The following is a 15650-nucleotide window of genomic DNA, read 5'->3' on the forward strand; positions in this document are numbered from 1 at the left end:
AGGTCCCGCCGGGAGGAGCGCAAGGTGGACCCGACAGAACGAGCGCTCGACGCGGCCATGACGATCGACGGTGCGCTCGGCGCGGCCGTAGTGGACTATCTCAGCCGCGTGACCCTGGGGGTACGCGGCGGAATGAGCGGCTTCGACCTGCACAAGGCGGGAGAGGTGGATACCGATGTCGTACGGGCCAAACTGCACGCCCTGACCGTCCTCGGCTATCCCGTCGACAGCCTGGAGGACATCCTGGTGACGCTGACCGACGAGTACCACATCATCCGCCCCGTCTCCCTGCGCAAGCTGCAGGGCATCTACCTTTATCTGATCCTGGACCGCCACCGAGCATCGCCGGCCGAGGCGCAGCGCCGGCTGCGCCGGATCGAGTCCTTCTGGGAGCTGTGAGCCCCCGGGCGCCTCACCCTTCGGGACGCGGGCGGATGCGGGCCGCGAGCACCGCGACGTCGTCCTCCGCACGGTGGGCGTCGAGCCGGACCAGGAGCCCGTCGAGCAGCTCGTCGACGCTCGCCTCCGGTGGCAGCCGCAGACCGGCCAGCCGCGCCAGCGAGACGTCGATGTCCTCGCCGCGCCGCTCCACGAGACCGTCGGTGAACATCACCAGCGTGTCGTCGGGTGCGAGCGTGAGGGCGGTCGAGGTGTAGCCGCCCACCCCGGTGCCCAGCGGGGGCCCGACCGGCATGTCCAGCAGTTCGCCGGTGCCGTCCCCGGCGAAGACGACCGGCGGCAGATGACCGGCGCCGGCGAGCAGGGCCGTGCCGCGCACCGGGTCGACCTGAACCAGCAGACAGGTGGCCGGGCGACGGGTGCCGTCGTCGGACACTGCGGCGTCCAGCCGCCGCAGTACCCGGTGCGGCGGCAGGTCCGTCGACGCCACGTAGCGCAGCATCGAGCGGTAGGCGTTCATGTCCACCGCCGCGTCCAGACCGTGCCCCATGACGTCCCCCACCACCAGCAGCGTCCGCCCGAAGTGCAGTCGCACGGTCTCGAACCAGTCCCCGCCGACGAGCGTTCCGCCGCCGGCGGGCAGATAGCGGGTCGCGAGCGTGAGGTTCGGATGGGGCCGGCCCGGCTCGGCCAGCAGGGCTCGCTGAAGGTCCAGCACGGTGCCGCGCAGGGCGTTGTGGCGGCGCGCGTGGCCCAGGTGGACGGCGGCGAGCCGGGCCGCGCGGTGCACGGTGGACGTCTCCCGGGCCGTGAAGGCAGGACCGTGCCGGACGGCCACCAGCACCCCGTACAGCCTGCCGTGTGCCGACAGCGGGACCGTGATGACCTGGCGGGCGACACGGCCGGACAGGTCGAGGGGGGCGGCAATGGGACGACCTTCGTACAGCGCCCGTACGGTCAGCGGTCGCGCGCCCTGTGCGCTCCACGACCTCAGCAGTTCACCGGGCCCGGCGGCGGCGATCCGCGACAGCGGCGGGCCGGGCGCGGGCGGTCCCGCCGGGATGTCCTCCGGCAGCAGATCCACCGCCGCGGCATCGCACCCGTGCCGGCACACGAACGCGGCCAGCTCCTCGCACGTGGTCCGCTCGTCCAGTCCGGTGCCGATCGACTCGATGGCATCCTCCACCGCGTCCAGCGGCGCCCGCGCACCCGGGGGCTCCTCACCGCCTCGGCCCGACATGCCACCTCCACCGCGTCACACGCCTGGATCCATCCACGCACGCGGGCGGCGGGCCCGCACCCGCGCGGCGGCTCGGTCAGTGCACCGGCGGCAGGTCGTTCACCAGCACGGCCGCACCGTCGAAGCGGCCGGCCTTGAGGTCCCGCAGCGCGTGCTGGGCTTGCGCCAGCGGGTAGACGTGCGTCGTGGCCCGTACGCCGTGCCGCGCGGCGAGTCGCAGGAACTCGCGCCCGTCCTCGCGGGTGTTGGAGGTGACGCTGCGCAGCTCCTTCTCGTAGAACAGCTCTCGCTCGTAGTGCAGCGGCGGAGTGTCGCTCAGGTGGATGCCCGCGACGGACAGGACGCCGCCCCGGTCGAGGGCCCGCAGCGCGAGGGGAACCAGGTCCCCGACCGGAGCGAACAGGATCGCGCTGTCCAACGGCTCAGGAGGCGCGTCGTAGGCTCCGCGGGCCGAGGCGGCGCCGAGTTCCAGCGCGAGCCGCCGCGCGGCCGGGTCCCGCGTCAGGACGTGCACGGTGGCTCCCTGCGCGAGTGCCAGTTGCGCGCACAGATGGGCGCTGCCGCCGAAGCCGTACAGCCCGAGCCGGCCGCCCGGCGGCAGCGCGGCCCGGCGCAGTGCGCGGTAGCCGATGATGCCCGCGCACAGCAGCGGGGCCAGGGCCACCTCGTCGACGTCGTCCGGCAGCGGGTGGGCGAAATCCGCGGGCACGGTCGTGTACTGCGCGTATCCCCCGTCGGCGTCCCAGCCGGTGTACTCCGACGCGGGGCAGAGGTTCTCGGCCCCGCGCACGCAGTACGCGCAGGTCCCGCAGGTACGGCGCAGCCAGGCGACGCCCACCCGGTCGCCGATCGCGAAGCCGCTGACGGCCCCGCCCCTGGCCACCACCACGCCCACGACCTCGTGCCCGGGTGTCACTCCGGGCCGGTGCACAGGCAGGTCGCCCTCGCTGATGTGCAGGTCCGTGCGGCACACCCCGCAGGCGAGGACGTGCACGAGAAGCTCGCCCCGCCGCGGCGTCGGCAGGGGCTTCTCGACGAACCGCAGCGGATTCCGCTCGACCGGTCCTGGCTCGGCCACGGCCCACGCGCGCATCATCCTGACACCGTCCTGTCGACGACCGTGAAGCTCCCGGAGTTCCAGTCTCGTGCAGGTTCACTGCTCGGCGCGCGGTACGGACGAAGGCTGGCTAGCGTGGCTCGCGCAACCAGTCCGTCGAAGCGGAGAGAGTCGAACGCCATGGCAGTACGACCTGAGGGAACGCCCTGTTGGGCCGACGCGATGTTCAGTGACGTCGAGGGCGCCAAGAGTTTCTACGGTGACGTGCTCGGCTGGACCTTCGGCGAGGCGTCGTCGGAGTACGGCAACTACACGCAGGCGTACGCGAACGGCAAGGCGGTCGCTGCCGTCGTCCCCCCGATGCCCGGGCAGGAGGGCCAGTCCGCCTGGTGCCTGTACCTCGCGTCGCCGGATGCCGGGGCCACCGCCGCGAAGATCCGGGACAACGGCGGCGAGGTGCTGATGGAACCGATGAAGGTCGGCGACTTCGGCTCCATGCTGCTGGCCCGTGACCCTGGCGGTGTCGTCTTCGGCGTATGGCAGGCCGGCGTCCACGAGGGCTTCGAGGCGCAGGCCGTGCCGGGCGCGTACTCCTGGGCCGAGGTGTACACCCGTGAGCCCGAGAAGGCGGACGCCTTCTTCCCCGCCGTCTTCGGATACGGCGAGAAGCAGATGGACGATGCCGCGATCGACTACCGTATGTACAACCTCGGCGAGGACACCGTCCTGGGGCGCATGAAACTCACCGACGACTTCCCGCCCGAGGTACCGCCGTACGTCAATGTGTATTTTGCCGTCGAGGACTGCGACGCGGCGGTGGCGAAGGCGACCGAACGCGGGGCCGTGGTGCGCTTCGGCCCCACGGACAGCCCGTTCGGCCGGTTCGCGGCGCTCAACGACCCGCAGGGCGCGGCGTTCTCCGTCATCGACATCACGACGACCCGGGGCGACATGCCAGGGTCCACCGACGTGTCCTGAACCCAGTCGGCGAAGTGCGGCGCACCCCAGGCGTGGGATGCGCCGCACTTCGTCGTGCGGGGCCACCCGGGCGACGCCCGCCGTGCAGGGCAACCGTGGGGCTGCGGCACTCGTCCCTCATGGTGGTCGCGGCAATTTTCCGGACAACTGAACCCCCCACGAGGATTGCGAGCGAAAGAGGTCGCATGCTCCGCATTCACTTCACCTCACACGACCTGCAGAACATTCGCATAGCCCGGCAGCCGGATCCCCTGTGGGAACTGATCTGCAGTGTCTGCCGGTTGGAAACAGGACAGGGACCGCTGGATTTCGGCCAATGGCGCCGGGCGGCCTTTGACCGGCTCTCCCGGGACTCCGTCGCGGGACGCGCCCTGCGCCCCCTGCGGGGACTGATCCCGGCGTCCGGCTACATCCCGGACTTCCTCACGCCACCGGTCACCGGCGGCGGACTGCAGGAGTGCCTGGACCAGGTGCGGCGCACTCCGCGGACGCAACTGGTCCACGAGATGAGCCGGCTGGCCGAGGCGCGCCCGGTCCCCAACTGGACCACCACCCTCGACAGGCCCGGCAGCGACACCCTCAAGTCCCTGGCGAACGCCCTCGGGATCTACTTCCGGGCCCTGCTGGAACCGTACTGGCCGCACATCCGCACCGCGGTCGGCAACGATGTCGGTCTGCGCTCGCGCACCCTCCTGGACGGCGGCACCCAGGCGCTGCTGGAGGGGCTGGGCCCGCTGGCCCGCTGGAACGCCCCGGTGCTCGAAGTGGACTACCCCACCGAGCGCGACCTCCATCTGGAAGGGCGCGGTCTGCTGCTCGTGCCCTCGTACTTCTGCTGGCGACGGCCCACCGCACTCGCGGACCCGGGCCTCGACCCGGTGCTCGTCTACCCGGTGGCGAAGACCCCCCTGACCGTCGTGTCCGGCTCCGACGGCGGGCTGGAGCGCCTGCTGGGCCGCACCCGGGCCGCCGTGCTGACCGCGGTGGCCGACCAGAGCGCCCGAACGACCTCCGAGGTGGCGCGCGCCGTGGGCATCGCGTTGCCCAGCGCCAGCTACCAGATCGGTGTCCTGCGCGACGGCGGACTGGTGGCGAGCCACCGCGACGGCAAGTACGTCCTGCACGCGGCCACCGCCCTGGGCATACGGCTGCTGGGCGCGGATGCCGGGCGCGGGGAGCTGCTGCCTCCACGCGCCGGCAGCCTCGGCCGGTAGCCGCCGGACCGCTCCGCCGGCGTCGACCGCACCCGGCCGCGCGACGTTTCGCAACGGTGCGCCCGGTCCGGCCGCGGCCCTCGCCCCGTGCGGGGGAGCGCGGCCGGACCGTGGCATGATCAGGGTCATGCCTGAACGTGTTGTGGCCGCCTGCGACGGGGCTTCGAAGGGAAACCCGGGACCTGCCGGATGGGCCTGGGTCGTCGCCGACGGCGAGGAGACCCCCACCCGCTGGGAAGCCGGTCCGCTGGGTACGGCGACGAACAACGTCGCCGAACTCACCGCGCTGGAGCGTCTGTTGACGGCGATCGCACCGGATGTGCCGCTTGAGATCCGGATGGACTCGCAGTACGCGATGAAGGCGGTCACCACCTGGCTGCCCGGCTGGAAGCGCAAGGGCTGGAAGACGGCGTCCGGAAAGCCCGTCGCCAACCAGGAACTCGTCGCCCGTATCGACGAACTCCTCGGCGGTCGCACCGTCGAGTTCCGCTACGTGCCCGCGCACCAGGTCGACGGCGACCGCCTCAACGACTTCGCCGACCGTGCCGCCAGCCAGGCGGCGATCGTCCAGCAGCCCGCGGGCAGCGACCTCGGCTCCCCGGAACCCCCCTCCGCCCCCGACACCTCCGCGTCCACCGCCGCCCGCCGCCGCGCCCCCGCGAAGGCACCCCGGCAGGGCACGTCGACGCGCACTCTCAAGGCGAAGTTCCCCGGCCGCTGTGTCTGCGGCCGCTCCTACGCGGCGGGCGAGACCATTGCCAAGAACCCGCAGGGCTGGGGCCACCCGGAGTGCCGTACGGCCGAGACGACCGGCGCGTAGCTACGAGGCCTACCCGGCGGTGCTGTCCCTGTCGCCCAGTGGCGCGGTCACGGCCAGGCACGCGTCGAGCTTTGCGAGGAGCCGGGCCGTGAGCGGGGCGGGAACCCAAGGGGTGGTCCACTGCTCGACCAGGTCCAGGAACGCGGTGAGGTCGGCGCGTACGGAGGCGAGCAGCGCGGGAAGGTCGGCCGACGGCAGCTCGATGGGGGGACCGGGCGCAACGCGCTGCGCGTCGGGCCACAGCCGCACGAGCGAGTCGGAGAACTCGAGGCCGGGCGAGGGGTCGTGGCCGAGCCAGGGGCCCGAGCCGTCGAGCAGATCGAGCCAGTCCCGCCAGTCCTCCAGACCGCAGCAGCAGCCCGGCGACACCGTGACCCCCGTCGAGGTGTCCCGCAGACGCAGGCCGCCCGGGGCGATGACGGACTCGGCCGACGTGAGCTGCTGGAGCAGTTCGACGCCGTTCTCGGGTCTGCCTGCGCCGCGTTCGCGGGGCCTGGTGTTGTAGCAGGCCAGGACCGCCATCGCGGTGCCGACCTGCAGCGGCGGGAGATCGCCGGACAGCGGCGGCAGGCCGCCTGTGTGTTTCTCGGCGACGGGCCACAGCGTGAAGTCGGTGACGGGATGCGTCTCCAGGACGGCTTCCATGATCAGCACGCCGTCAGTGTCGCCGCTCACGCCCGCGAACGCAGCCTCTTTTCCGGGGGTTCGGGATCCGGAGGCGCCGGAGGCCGGCCGGTGCGGACGGCCTCCGGTACGTTCCGCGCTCAGGCGGTGTCGAACGTGTAGTGGGCGGTGTGGTCCAGCATGTCCAACGGTCGTACGTCGTTCCACGGCTTCATGGTCTCGTCGAGGTCGACCACGTTCGGTGTGCCGGCCGTCGGCAGGTAGCCGGAGCCCGGGTGACGGCTCTGCCACTGGGCCCAGAGCTTGTCTATGTACGCGTGGTGGAGCCAGAAGACGGGGTCGTTGGGGGAGACGCCGGTGGCCATCTGGCCGCCCACCCAGACGTGGACCCGATTGTGCAGATTGACGCCCCGCCAGCCTTCGAGGTGGTTGCGGAACCCGTCCGAGCCGCTGTTCCACGGCGCCATGTCGTACGTGGACATGGCCAGGACGGAGTCCACCTCCGCGCGCGTGGGAAGTTCCCGGATGCCCCCGCCGAGCGAGCGGCGCAGGTAGGTCCGCCCGTCGACCCGTACGGCGATCGGCCAGTTGCCGGTGGAGGCGGCGAACGGCCCGTCCATCACCCGGCCGTCCAGACTGCGTCCGGTGCCGCCCAGGAAATCGGGTGCCCACAGCGAGGACCGCGGGGAACGGTCGGTGCTCCAGTCCCAGTACGGCAGCGCCACGGAGGCGTCCACGGACTGCAGGGCCTGTTCGAACTCGATGAGGAATCTGCGATGCCAGGGCAGGAAGGAAGGCGAACGGTGGCCTGTCCGTTCGCCGTTGTCGGTGTCACCGATGATGAAGGCGTTGTGGGTCGTGACGAACGTGTCGTAGCGGCCACTGCGCTTGAGCTCCACGAGCGCGGCGACGAAGCGGCGCTTCTCGTCGGTGGTCAGGCTCGACTGGTTCTTGCGTACGGTCATGTGCGGGGACTCCACGGTCTGTTGGTGCCGCCTGCGGCACCGGTGCGGGTGCGGATCAGGTCAGGGGGACGAGCGGGGAGCCCTGCAGCTCCAGGACCGCGGCCCGGGCGGCGGCGCGTGGGGTGAGCACGGGCTCGTAGTGGCTGACGACGCTGATCCAGCTGCCGTCGGCGTTCTGCATCACGTGCAGTTCCACCCCGTCGATGAACACGGCGTAGCCGCCGCCGTGATGATGACCACCCCCGTCGGAGGGGCGGCCCTGTATCCGGCGCCCGCGATAGACCTCGTCGAAGGCCGCGGGCCCGCCGTGGTGCGGCGCGGCGGACGCGGCGGGTGCGGCGACGGCCAGGGAACCGGCGGCCGCCGCGAGGGCGGCCGCGGTCCCGAGGGCGCGGCGACGGGTGAGTTCGGGCATGCGGAGACCTCCTGTGTTCGTTCCCGCGGCGGACGGGCCGTCATATGCCGCAGGAATCAGCTCACTTGACGACTCGGCATGCCTATCGGGCCGCCCGGTGGCGGGGGAAATCTCCGGAATGGGGTTGGCTGCGATCAGGACAAGTATGTAAATTTCGTACAGAATTGAACGAGAATGATCTTGCTGTGCAGAGTGCGCGCAGACCCGCGGAAGGGGGAATTCCTTCCCCTGGGGGCCGTCTCACGGGATGAAAATTCGTCGCGGATGGCCGGCGGGTGTCGCGGCTCACGCCTGCAACCTGACGCGATCCGGTGCGGTGCGGGCGAGTGGCCGCACCACCCTCCGCTGCTACCCTTCGTGGTCAATTGACAACTTTGCGCGACGAAGAGGAGTGCGCGTGGAGATCGCGTGCGTCGGCGGCGGGCCCGCAAACCTGTACTTCTCGATCCTGATGAAGCTCCAGGATCCCTCCCACGACATCACCGTCTACGAGCGGAACCCGGCCGGATCCACCTACGGCTGGGGAGTGACCTACTGGGGCGGCCTGCTCGACAAGCTCCACGCCCACGACCCCGATTCCGCGCGCGCCGTCCGCGACAACTCGGTCCGCTGGAGCGACGGGGTCGCGCACGTCGGCGGCCGTACGACCGTGCACCACGGTGACGAGGGGTTCGGCATCGGTCGCCGCCGACTGCTCGAAGTGCTCGCCGACCGCGCCCACTCGCTGGGCGTGAACGTCGAATTCGAGCACGACATCACGGCCGGGACCCCGTTTCCCGACGCCGACCTGGTCGTCGCCGGTGACGGAGTCAACAGCGTGCTGCGGCAAAGCCGCACCGAGCACTTCGGCAGCGACATCAAGCTGGGCCGCAACACCTACATCTGGCTCGGCACCACCAAGGTCTTCGACTCCTTCACCTTCGCCTTCGTGGAGACCGAACACGGCTGGATCTGGTGCTACGGCTACGCGTTCAGCGAGGAACACAGCACCTGCGTCGTCGAGTGCTCGCCGGGGACATGGACCGGACTCGGCCTCGACCGGGCGAGCGAGGCCGACGGACTCGCCCTGCTGGAGAAGCTCTTCGTCGACGTCCTGGACGGCCACGGACTGATCGGACGGGCCCAGACCGACGGCGCCGCGCAGTGGCTGAACTTCCGCACCCTCACCAACCGGACATGGCACCGCGGCAACCTCGTCCTGCTCGGCGACGCCGCCCACACCACGCACTACTCCATCGGCGCGGGCACCACCCTCGCCCTGGAGGACGCCATCTCGCTCGCCGGAGCCCTGAACGAGCACCCGGAACTTTCATCCGCACTCGCCGCGTACGAGCAGGAACGCCGAACCGCACTCCTGTCGATCCAGAGCGCGGCCCGCTACAGCGCCCAGTGGTACGAGAACCTCCCGCGCTACATCCACCTGCCGGCCCCGCAGATGTTCGCCCTGCTCGGCCAGCGCCACTCGCCCCTGCTGCCGTACATCCCGCCGCAGCTGTACTACCGGATCGACCGGGCGGCCGGACGACTGGAGACACTGCGTCGCTTCAAGCGCTGGCTGGGGCCGCGGCTGGCGCGCACGGTGCAGGCCCGCTCCGGTCGCTGAGCGGGAGTGATCGGGTTAGGTGAATGGCAATTCACCCGATAGAGTGAATTGCCATTCACCTGATTCTCTCCGAATCGCTTCCCTGGAGTGCCCATGGCGTCCCTGCGTGACCGGCTCGCCGTCCCGGTCCTGGCCTTCGGCGGGATCCTCATGGCGGTCATGCAGACGGTCGTGGTGCCCCTGCTCCCGGACCTGCCCCGGCTGACCGGCGCCTCCCCGGGCGCGGTCTCCTGGATGGTCACCGCCACGCTGCTGTCCGGCGCGGTCCTCACCCCGGTGCTCGGCCGCGCCGGCGACATGTACGGCAAGCGCCGGGTGCTCCTCGCCGCGCTCGGACTGATGACCCTGGGCTCGCTCGTGTGCGCCCTCACGTCCGACATCGGCATCCTCATCGCGGCACGCGCCCTGCAAGGCGCGGCCGCCGCCGTCGTCCCCCTGTCGATCAGCATCCTGCGCGACGAACTGCCGCCGGAGCGCACGGGATCCGCGGTGGCCATGATGAGCTCCACCGTGGGCATCGGCGCCGCACTCGGTCTGCCGCTCGCCGCGCTGATCGTCCAGTACGCCGACTGGCACGTCATGTTCTGGGCGACGACAGCGCTCGGCGCAGCGGGACTGGCCCTGGCCTGGTGGGCGATACGCGAGTCGCCCGTTCGTGAACCGGGCCGCTTCGACACCCTCGGCGCACTGGGACTGGCCGCCGGGCTGGTCTGCCTGCTCCTCGGCGTCTCGCAGGGAGGCCAGTGGGGGTGGACCAGCGGCCGGATCCTCGGACTGTTCGGCGCCAGCATCGCCGTACTGACCCTGTGGTGGGTCCAGCAACTGCGCACCGAACGGCCGCTGGTCGACCTGAAACTCGCTGCGCGACCGCGCGTCGCCCTCCCGCACCTGACCGCGCTGCTGACCGGTTTCGCGTTCTACGCCAACTCGCTGGTCACCGCCCAGCTGGTGCAGGCACCCAAGGCCACCGGCTACGGACTGGGGCTGTCCATCGTGGAGACCGGCCTGTGCCTGTTGCCGGGCGGCGTCACGATGCTGCTGTTCTCACCGGTCTCGGCGCGCATCTCGGCGGCTCGGGGCCCGCGCGTGACCCTGGCCCTCGGGGCCGCTGTCATCGCCGCCGGCTACGGGGTGCGCCTCGCGGACAGCCGCGACCTGTGGGTGATCATCCTCGGTGCCACGGTCATCTCGACCGGCACGACCCTGGCCTACTCGGCCCTGCCCACCCTGATCCTGCGCGCCGTGCCGGCCGGGCAGACCGCGTCCGCCAACGGCGTGAACGTCCTGATGCGCACCATCGGCCAGGCCGTGTGCAGCGCCGCCGTCGCCGCCGTCCTCGTCCACCACACCGGCCTCGTCGCCGGCCTCCCGGTGCCCACCCTCCACGGTTACCTGCTGGCCTTCGCCATGGCGGGTACGGTCGCCCTGGTGGCCTGCGCCGCCGCCCTGGCCATACCCGCCGACCCCGCCTCCCCTGGCACGGGAGGCGCCCGCGGCCGTACGGCATCGCCTCGCGACGAGGCGATGGAAGGAGCGTGAGTACCGTGACCACTCCGCCCACCGGTCTCGCGGGCCCTGCCCCGCCGCGCCGCGACGCCGAGGCGACCAAGGCGGCCATCCTTCGCGCGGCCCGCCGGCTGCTGGCCCGGCACGCCCACGCGGACATCACGCTCAAGGCGGTCGCCGACCAGGCGGGAGTGAGCGCGCCGCTGATCCTGAAGTACTTCGGGAACAAGGACGCGCTGTTCGCCCGCGTGATGTCGTTCGAGGCCGACACCGACGCCCTGCTGGACGCGCCGCTGGAGGAACTCGGCCGCCACATGGTGCGCCATTTGCTGGTCAGCCAGACCGAGCAGGGCGCCGACCCCATCCTGCGGATCGTCTTCGCCCCGCTCCAGGGCGAGCAGGGCGACATCCTGCGTGCCAACTTCCGCACCCAGGTCAGCGACCGCCTCTCCCGCCGGCTGACCGGACCCGACGCGGGACTGCGCGCCGAACTCGCCGTCGGCGCGCTGCTCGGCCTAGGCGTGATGTACGGCATCGCACGCGGCACCCACCTGCGGGCCACGGCGATCGAGGACATCACCGACCGCTACGCGCCGCTCGTGCAGGCCCACCTCACGCCGTGAACCGCGGCCCTGCGGCGACCGCGGCGTCCGGTCAGGCCTACATGAGCCACAGCGAACCCCGGATCCGCGCGGCCTCGGCCCGCAGTGCGGTGGCCTCGTCGTGCCCGCCTCGGTCGTGGGCGCAGTCCGCCAGGTGCTCGTAGACCGCCATCAGCACCGGGTGGTGAGGCCCCAGCGCCTCCTTGAAGATGCCCTCGGCCTCACGCAGTACGAGTTCCGCCTCGGTCCGTTCCTTGGCGGCCAGCAGCACGGGCCCCAGACGGGTCAGCGACTTGGCCCGATAGTGATGCCGTACGCCGTACTTGTCCGCGTAGATGGCCACGGCCTCCTCCAGGGTGCGGCGGGCTTCGTCGACGTGGCCCTGGGACAACCGCAGGGACCCGAGCTTGTTGAGGCAGGCCGCGTACTTGTGGGCCTCGGTCGCCCGGCGTTTGCGGTGCAGTTCGAGGACCGGCATCAGCAGGGTCTCGGCCTGGGTGAGGTGGAGGCGCTCCGTCCGGCGCAGCCTGCGGATGCGCAGCGGATGACGGGTCCCGCGTGCGGCCGCGTGCGCCTGCTCACCCAGCCGGCGGGTCACATCGGCCAGGAACTTCGCCACCTGGGCCGTCTCGAAGTCCTCGTTGCCGCGGTACTCCCGGAAGACGGACAGCGCGTGGGTCAGTTTCACGCGGGCGGTGTCGAGGTCGCCGCGGTCCTGGGCGACGATGCCGAGGTCGCGCTCGATCATGGCGCGGAAGACCACGAACTGGCTCGGCTCCTGGCTGCCCCGGTTGGGGACGAGGTCCAACGCGCGCCTGTAGCACTGCTCGGCACGAGGCAGCCGCCCGGCGTTGCGGTAGATCATGCCGATCTCCTGCTCCGCCACGGCCCGGTCGAGCGTGTCCCACTCGGGACCCTGCCGCTGGTAGATCGCCACCGCCGCGCGAACGGCCTTGCGTGCCTCGCGGAAGCGGTTGCGCTCGCGCATGATGCCGCCGAGCTGCCGTTGGCACTTCGCCTGCAGAAGCAGGAAGTCGGTGTCGCCGTCGTGTGCCTGGCACAGTCGCAGTGCCTCCTGGCACTCGGCTTCGCCGTCGCCGAGAGAGGCGAGCAGGTAGTGCTGGCGCGCCACCGCCAGTTTGGCCGTGGCGTGCCGGAGCGGGCTGCCGAGGCCGATCCTGCACAGGTCCGCCTCCTGGGTGAACAGCGGCAGGGCGCGGCCCCATTCGCAGCGGGTCTCCTGGTACACGCCCACGCGGTGCAGCAGCCGGGCCAGCGCCTCGGGGTCCTGCGACGCCCCCAGCGCGCCGTCCTTCCCGTCGAGCCACACGAGTTTGGCGATCGCCGCCTCGGCGTGGGGCATCAGCCGCTCGCACTCGGCACGCGACTCGAACTGGTCCGGCTCCGCCGGAAACCACGCCTCGACCAGCCGGGCCGCGGCCTGCGACCAGGCCAGGCGGCCGCGGATGTCGAGCTGCTCGCGGATCAGCTCCTGCACACGCGGATGCATTCCGTACGAGAAGTGGCCGATGCGGCCCTCGTCGGTGCGGGTGAGCAGCGAATGGGCCTCCAGCAGGCGGACCTCGCGGTTGAAGGCGGGCGGGTCGTCCATCACCTCGCGCAGTGGCGCGGGAACCACCGCGCCGTGCTCGACGAGCTGCACCCGGCGGATGTCCTGGGAGGCCAGGAACGCGAAGAGCCGCAGCAGGTCCACCGCCGCGGGCGAGGTCTGCGCGATCTCCGCTATGGCGAGCCGGAAGGTGTCCTCGTCGTTGGCCTTGCGGGGCAGGCCGCGGAGGTACTCCTGCACGGTCACGCCCGTCTTGACGATGTGGGCCGCCGCCTGCTCCAGAGCCAGCGGAAGCCAGCCGAGCTGTTCTCCCAGGGCGGTGAGTTCCGGAGCGTCCTTCCCGTCGGCGCTGCTGGTCCTCTTCTGCAGGAATTCCAGCCCTTCGTCGGGTGAGAAACCCCGGAGTTCGAAGGGCAGCGCGGAGAAATCCTCCCATCCGCCGGGACCCCGGGTGGTGATGAGCACTTCACCGCCCGCTCCGCGCAGGGATTCCAGCTGTTCGCGTACGACCGGGTCGTCCGGCCGCGCGTCGTCGAACACCAGCAGCCAGCCGGGATTCGCGCGCAGCCAGTTCCACAGTTTGGTGAGGACGACGTTCTTGTTCGCCTGGTCGGGAATGTTGATGTGTCCGGCGAGTTCCAGCAATTCGGTGCGCAGAGTGTCAGGGCGGGACGCGTTGAGCCACCAGGTGAGACTGTGCCGTTCCAGCTGCCTGCGGGCGTGAGAAACGGCCAGCTGGGACTTTCCGGCTCCGCTCGTCCCGTACATCACGCAGATATGAGGTAGGGGAGCCGGCTGTTTCCGGCGCAGCAGTCCGTGCCGGTTGCTCGGGGGCCGGAGCCTTTTGCTGATCTGGTCGTGCTGGGGCTCGCGTCCGGTGAAGTACTTTCCCAGCAGCGGAAGTTTGTGCGGGGGAGCACCGAGCGGTCTGGCCAGGCCCGCGCCGATCGGTTCCCGGGAGCGGTCGTGGTAGTCCTTGGCCGCGGCGGCGAGAGCGACCAGAGCAGCGGCCGCGCCCACGGCCCACCACAGGAGCGGCCCGCGTAAGTCGGTCGCTTTGACGACAATTCCCAGCGCGAGGGTGACGGCAGCGCTGAACCCGGACAGGACGGCGATGACCGACCATGTGCCTCTGGTGTTTCCCGGCACTCCCCGCCGCATGGCCATGGCCTCCCCCGAATCTCCGCTCTGCGGGCCGACCAGCCATTTCGCCCCCGCTCGACCCGCAGTAAAGTCGTCGAGCCTACAGTTTTCCCGTTGTGTGTTTGTCGTAACCGACTTCAGTGGAGCGGTAGTTGCCGGGCGTGGGTGCGCAAGGAACCCCTCGGTCTGCGATAACGTCTCCCGCTCGCGGATGAGGATGTTCCGCCGTTCTGCCCGGGGCTGCCCGAGCGCGGTGGTCAGGGCCGGTCGGAGGCGGGCGTGGAGCGTGACGTACAGCCGGAGGAGCCCGCATCGGGGTTGTCCATCGCCCTGGTGCACTGGGCCTTTCCGCCCACGGTGGGGGGCGTCGAATCCCATCTGTGGTGGTACTCGCGGCTGCTGGCACGCCAGGGTCACCGGGTCACGGTCTTCACCGGAACGGACGGCGCGCTGACGCCTCGTCAACCCGGTGTCGAGGTGGTGCGGCACCAAGGGCTGGACCTGTCACGGGCCTCCGCGGACCCCGGCGCGACGGAGACCCTCCGCCGTTGGTTCGCGGTGGAATTGAAGCGGCGCGGAATTCGACTTGTGCACGGCCACAATCTCCATCACTTCTCCACGGCTCCGGCGGAGGCGCTGCTCTCGCTGCGCAGCGAACACCGCCTCGTGCTCGTGCACACCTATCACAGCCTGTGGCGAGGGGCGGAGAATGTCCGCACCGCCAAATCCTGCGGACAATGGGATGTGCATTTCGCGGTCTCGGACTTCCTCCGCGACGCATGTGCACGGGAGTTGGGAATCGAGGACGTCCACCGCACCTATCTGGGTATCGACGTCGAGGCGTATCTCGGTGTGCCCGAACTCACCCATACGGAATGGACCCGGACCGTCACCGTGCTCCTGCCCGCCCGCCTGATTCCGGACAAGGGTGCGGAACTGGCGATCAGGGCCATCGGGCGCCTGGTGAGAAGAAGCCCGGAACTGGACCCGCATCTCCTGCTGATGGACACCCCCGATTCGGTCGATTTCCATGGCGAAAAGGTGGGGTTCCGAAAGCACTTGGAGAAGCTGATCGCCGAAGTCGGTCTGGTCGGCCGGGTCGCCTTCGAAGAAGCCGGAGTCGAGCGGATGCCGGATCTGTACCGTCGCGCCCATGTGGTGATCCATCCGTCCAGCTATGAGGAGCCGATGGGACTCGCCCCGTTGGAAGCCATGTGCGCCGCGCGTCCGGTGATCGCGACGCGGATGGGCGGACTGAGCGAAGGCGTCGGAGAGGACGGCGTGTACGGCTACCTCGTTCCGGACCAGGACGTGGACAAACTCGCGCAGCGCATGACCCAGCTGCTCCGTGACCCCGAGCTCGCCCGCCTGATGGGAAAGCGCGGACGGCAGCGCGTGGTCGGTGAATTCGACCTGGCCAGGTGCTATGTGCCGGAGATGCTGCGGGTCTACCGGAACAGGCTGGAACAGCCGGACAGTTAGCGAGAGCTCGTTCCCTCGCCCATTGCGCCCTT

The 15650-nt window shown here is 70.7% G+C and carries 14 protein-coding genes; 8 read left to right on the plus strand and 6 right to left on the minus strand.

Going from position 1 to position 15650, the window contains the following annotated elements; genetic code table 11:
* Positions 1 to 24 precede the first annotated feature (24 nt).
* Positions 25 to 399, plus strand: coding sequence for a hypothetical protein (locus ABZS97_RS08775; RefSeq protein WP_356135173.1), 375 nt, complete (start codon positions 25 to 27; stop codon positions 397 to 399).
* A gap of 13 nt (positions 400 to 412) precedes the next feature.
* Here ABZS97_RS08775 and ABZS97_RS08780 read toward each other — a convergent pair whose 3' ends face one another.
* Together ABZS97_RS08780 and ABZS97_RS08785 are read right to left on the minus strand one after the other, a co-directional pair.
* Positions 413 to 1639, minus strand: a complete 1227-nt coding sequence (locus ABZS97_RS08780) for a GAF domain-containing SpoIIE family protein phosphatase (RefSeq protein WP_356135175.1) — start codon at positions 1637 to 1639, stop codon at positions 413 to 415.
* Positions 1640 to 1715: 76 nt separating this feature from the next.
* On the minus strand, positions 1716 to 2732 hold the full coding sequence (locus tag ABZS97_RS08785; protein WP_356135265.1) for a zinc-binding alcohol dehydrogenase family protein: 1017 nt from the start codon (positions 2730 to 2732) through the stop codon (positions 1716 to 1718).
* Positions 2733 to 2876: 144 nt separating this feature from the next.
* Between ABZS97_RS08785 and ABZS97_RS08790 the strand changes: the two genes are divergently transcribed.
* From ABZS97_RS08790 to ABZS97_RS08800, 3 genes are all read left to right on the plus strand, one after another.
* Positions 2877 to 3674, plus strand: a complete 798-nt coding sequence (locus tag ABZS97_RS08790) for a VOC family protein (RefSeq protein ID WP_356135177.1) — start codon at positions 2877 to 2879, stop codon at positions 3672 to 3674.
* Between the two features lie 185 nt (positions 3675 to 3859).
* Entirely contained in the window at positions 3860 to 4888 is a 1029-nt protein-coding gene (locus ABZS97_RS08795; RefSeq protein ID WP_356135179.1) for a helix-turn-helix domain-containing protein, read from the plus strand.
* A gap of 115 nt (positions 4889 to 5003) precedes the next feature.
* Positions 5004 to 5708, plus strand: coding sequence for a ribonuclease H (locus tag ABZS97_RS08800; RefSeq protein ID WP_356135182.1), 705 nt, complete (start codon positions 5004 to 5006; stop codon positions 5706 to 5708).
* A 9-nt stretch (positions 5709 to 5717) separates the two neighbouring features.
* On the opposite strand, the gene ABZS97_RS08805 is transcribed toward ABZS97_RS08800, so the two are convergent.
* The 3 genes from ABZS97_RS08805 to ABZS97_RS08815 form a co-directional block, all read right to left on the minus strand.
* Complete coding sequence (locus ABZS97_RS08805; RefSeq protein WP_356135184.1) at positions 5718 to 6383, minus strand: hypothetical protein; 666 nt, start codon at positions 6381 to 6383, stop codon at positions 5718 to 5720.
* 89 nt (positions 6384 to 6472) lie between these two features.
* Entirely contained in the window at positions 6473 to 7297 is an 825-nt protein-coding gene (locus tag ABZS97_RS08810; RefSeq protein ID WP_356135186.1) for a tyrosinase family protein, read from the minus strand.
* Positions 7298 to 7352: 55 nt separating this feature from the next.
* The gene (locus ABZS97_RS08815; protein WP_356135188.1) at positions 7353 to 7712 is read right to left on the minus strand and encodes a tyrosinase cofactor; all 360 of its coding nucleotides are present in this window, start codon (positions 7710 to 7712) and stop codon (positions 7353 to 7355) included.
* Positions 7713 to 8109: 397 nt separating this feature from the next.
* Between ABZS97_RS08815 and ABZS97_RS08820 the strand changes: the two genes are divergently transcribed.
* From ABZS97_RS08820 to ABZS97_RS08830, 3 genes are all read left to right on the plus strand, one after another.
* Positions 8110 to 9315: an FAD-dependent monooxygenase gene (locus ABZS97_RS08820; protein ID WP_356135190.1), complete on the plus strand. Its 1206-nt coding sequence runs from the start codon at positions 8110 to 8112 to the stop codon at positions 9313 to 9315.
* 93 nt (positions 9316 to 9408) lie between these two features.
* On the plus strand, positions 9409 to 10854 hold the full coding sequence (locus ABZS97_RS08825) for an MFS transporter (RefSeq protein ID WP_356135192.1): 1446 nt from the start codon (positions 9409 to 9411) through the stop codon (positions 10852 to 10854).
* Positions 10851 to 11444 carry a TetR family transcriptional regulator gene (locus ABZS97_RS08830; protein ID WP_356135194.1) on the plus strand — a complete coding sequence of 198 codons (594 nt, stop codon included), beginning with the start codon at positions 10851 to 10853 and terminating at the stop codon, positions 11442 to 11444. Before ABZS97_RS08825 ends, ABZS97_RS08830 begins: the two co-directional genes overlap by 4 nt.
* 37 nt (positions 11445 to 11481) lie before the next feature.
* On the opposite strand, the gene ABZS97_RS08835 is transcribed toward ABZS97_RS08830, so the two are convergent.
* A complete protein-coding gene (locus ABZS97_RS08835) occupies positions 11482 to 14160 on the minus strand; it encodes a tetratricopeptide repeat protein (protein ID WP_356135196.1) in 2679 nt (892 codons plus the stop codon).
* A 255-nt stretch (positions 14161 to 14415) separates the two neighbouring features.
* Here ABZS97_RS08835 and ABZS97_RS08840 point away from each other — a divergent pair, with 255 nt between their 5' ends.
* Positions 14416 to 15618 (plus strand): glycosyltransferase family 4 protein, encoded by a 1203-nt coding sequence (locus ABZS97_RS08840; protein WP_356135198.1) that lies wholly within the window; start codon positions 14416 to 14418, stop codon positions 15616 to 15618.
* Positions 15619 to 15650: the final 32 nt, after the last annotated feature.

Origin of the sequence: Streptomyces sp. NPDC005485 (genome assembly GCF_040606085.1) — a bacterium.
Taxonomy (GTDB): Bacteria; Actinomycetota; Actinomycetes; order Streptomycetales; family Streptomycetaceae; genus Streptomyces.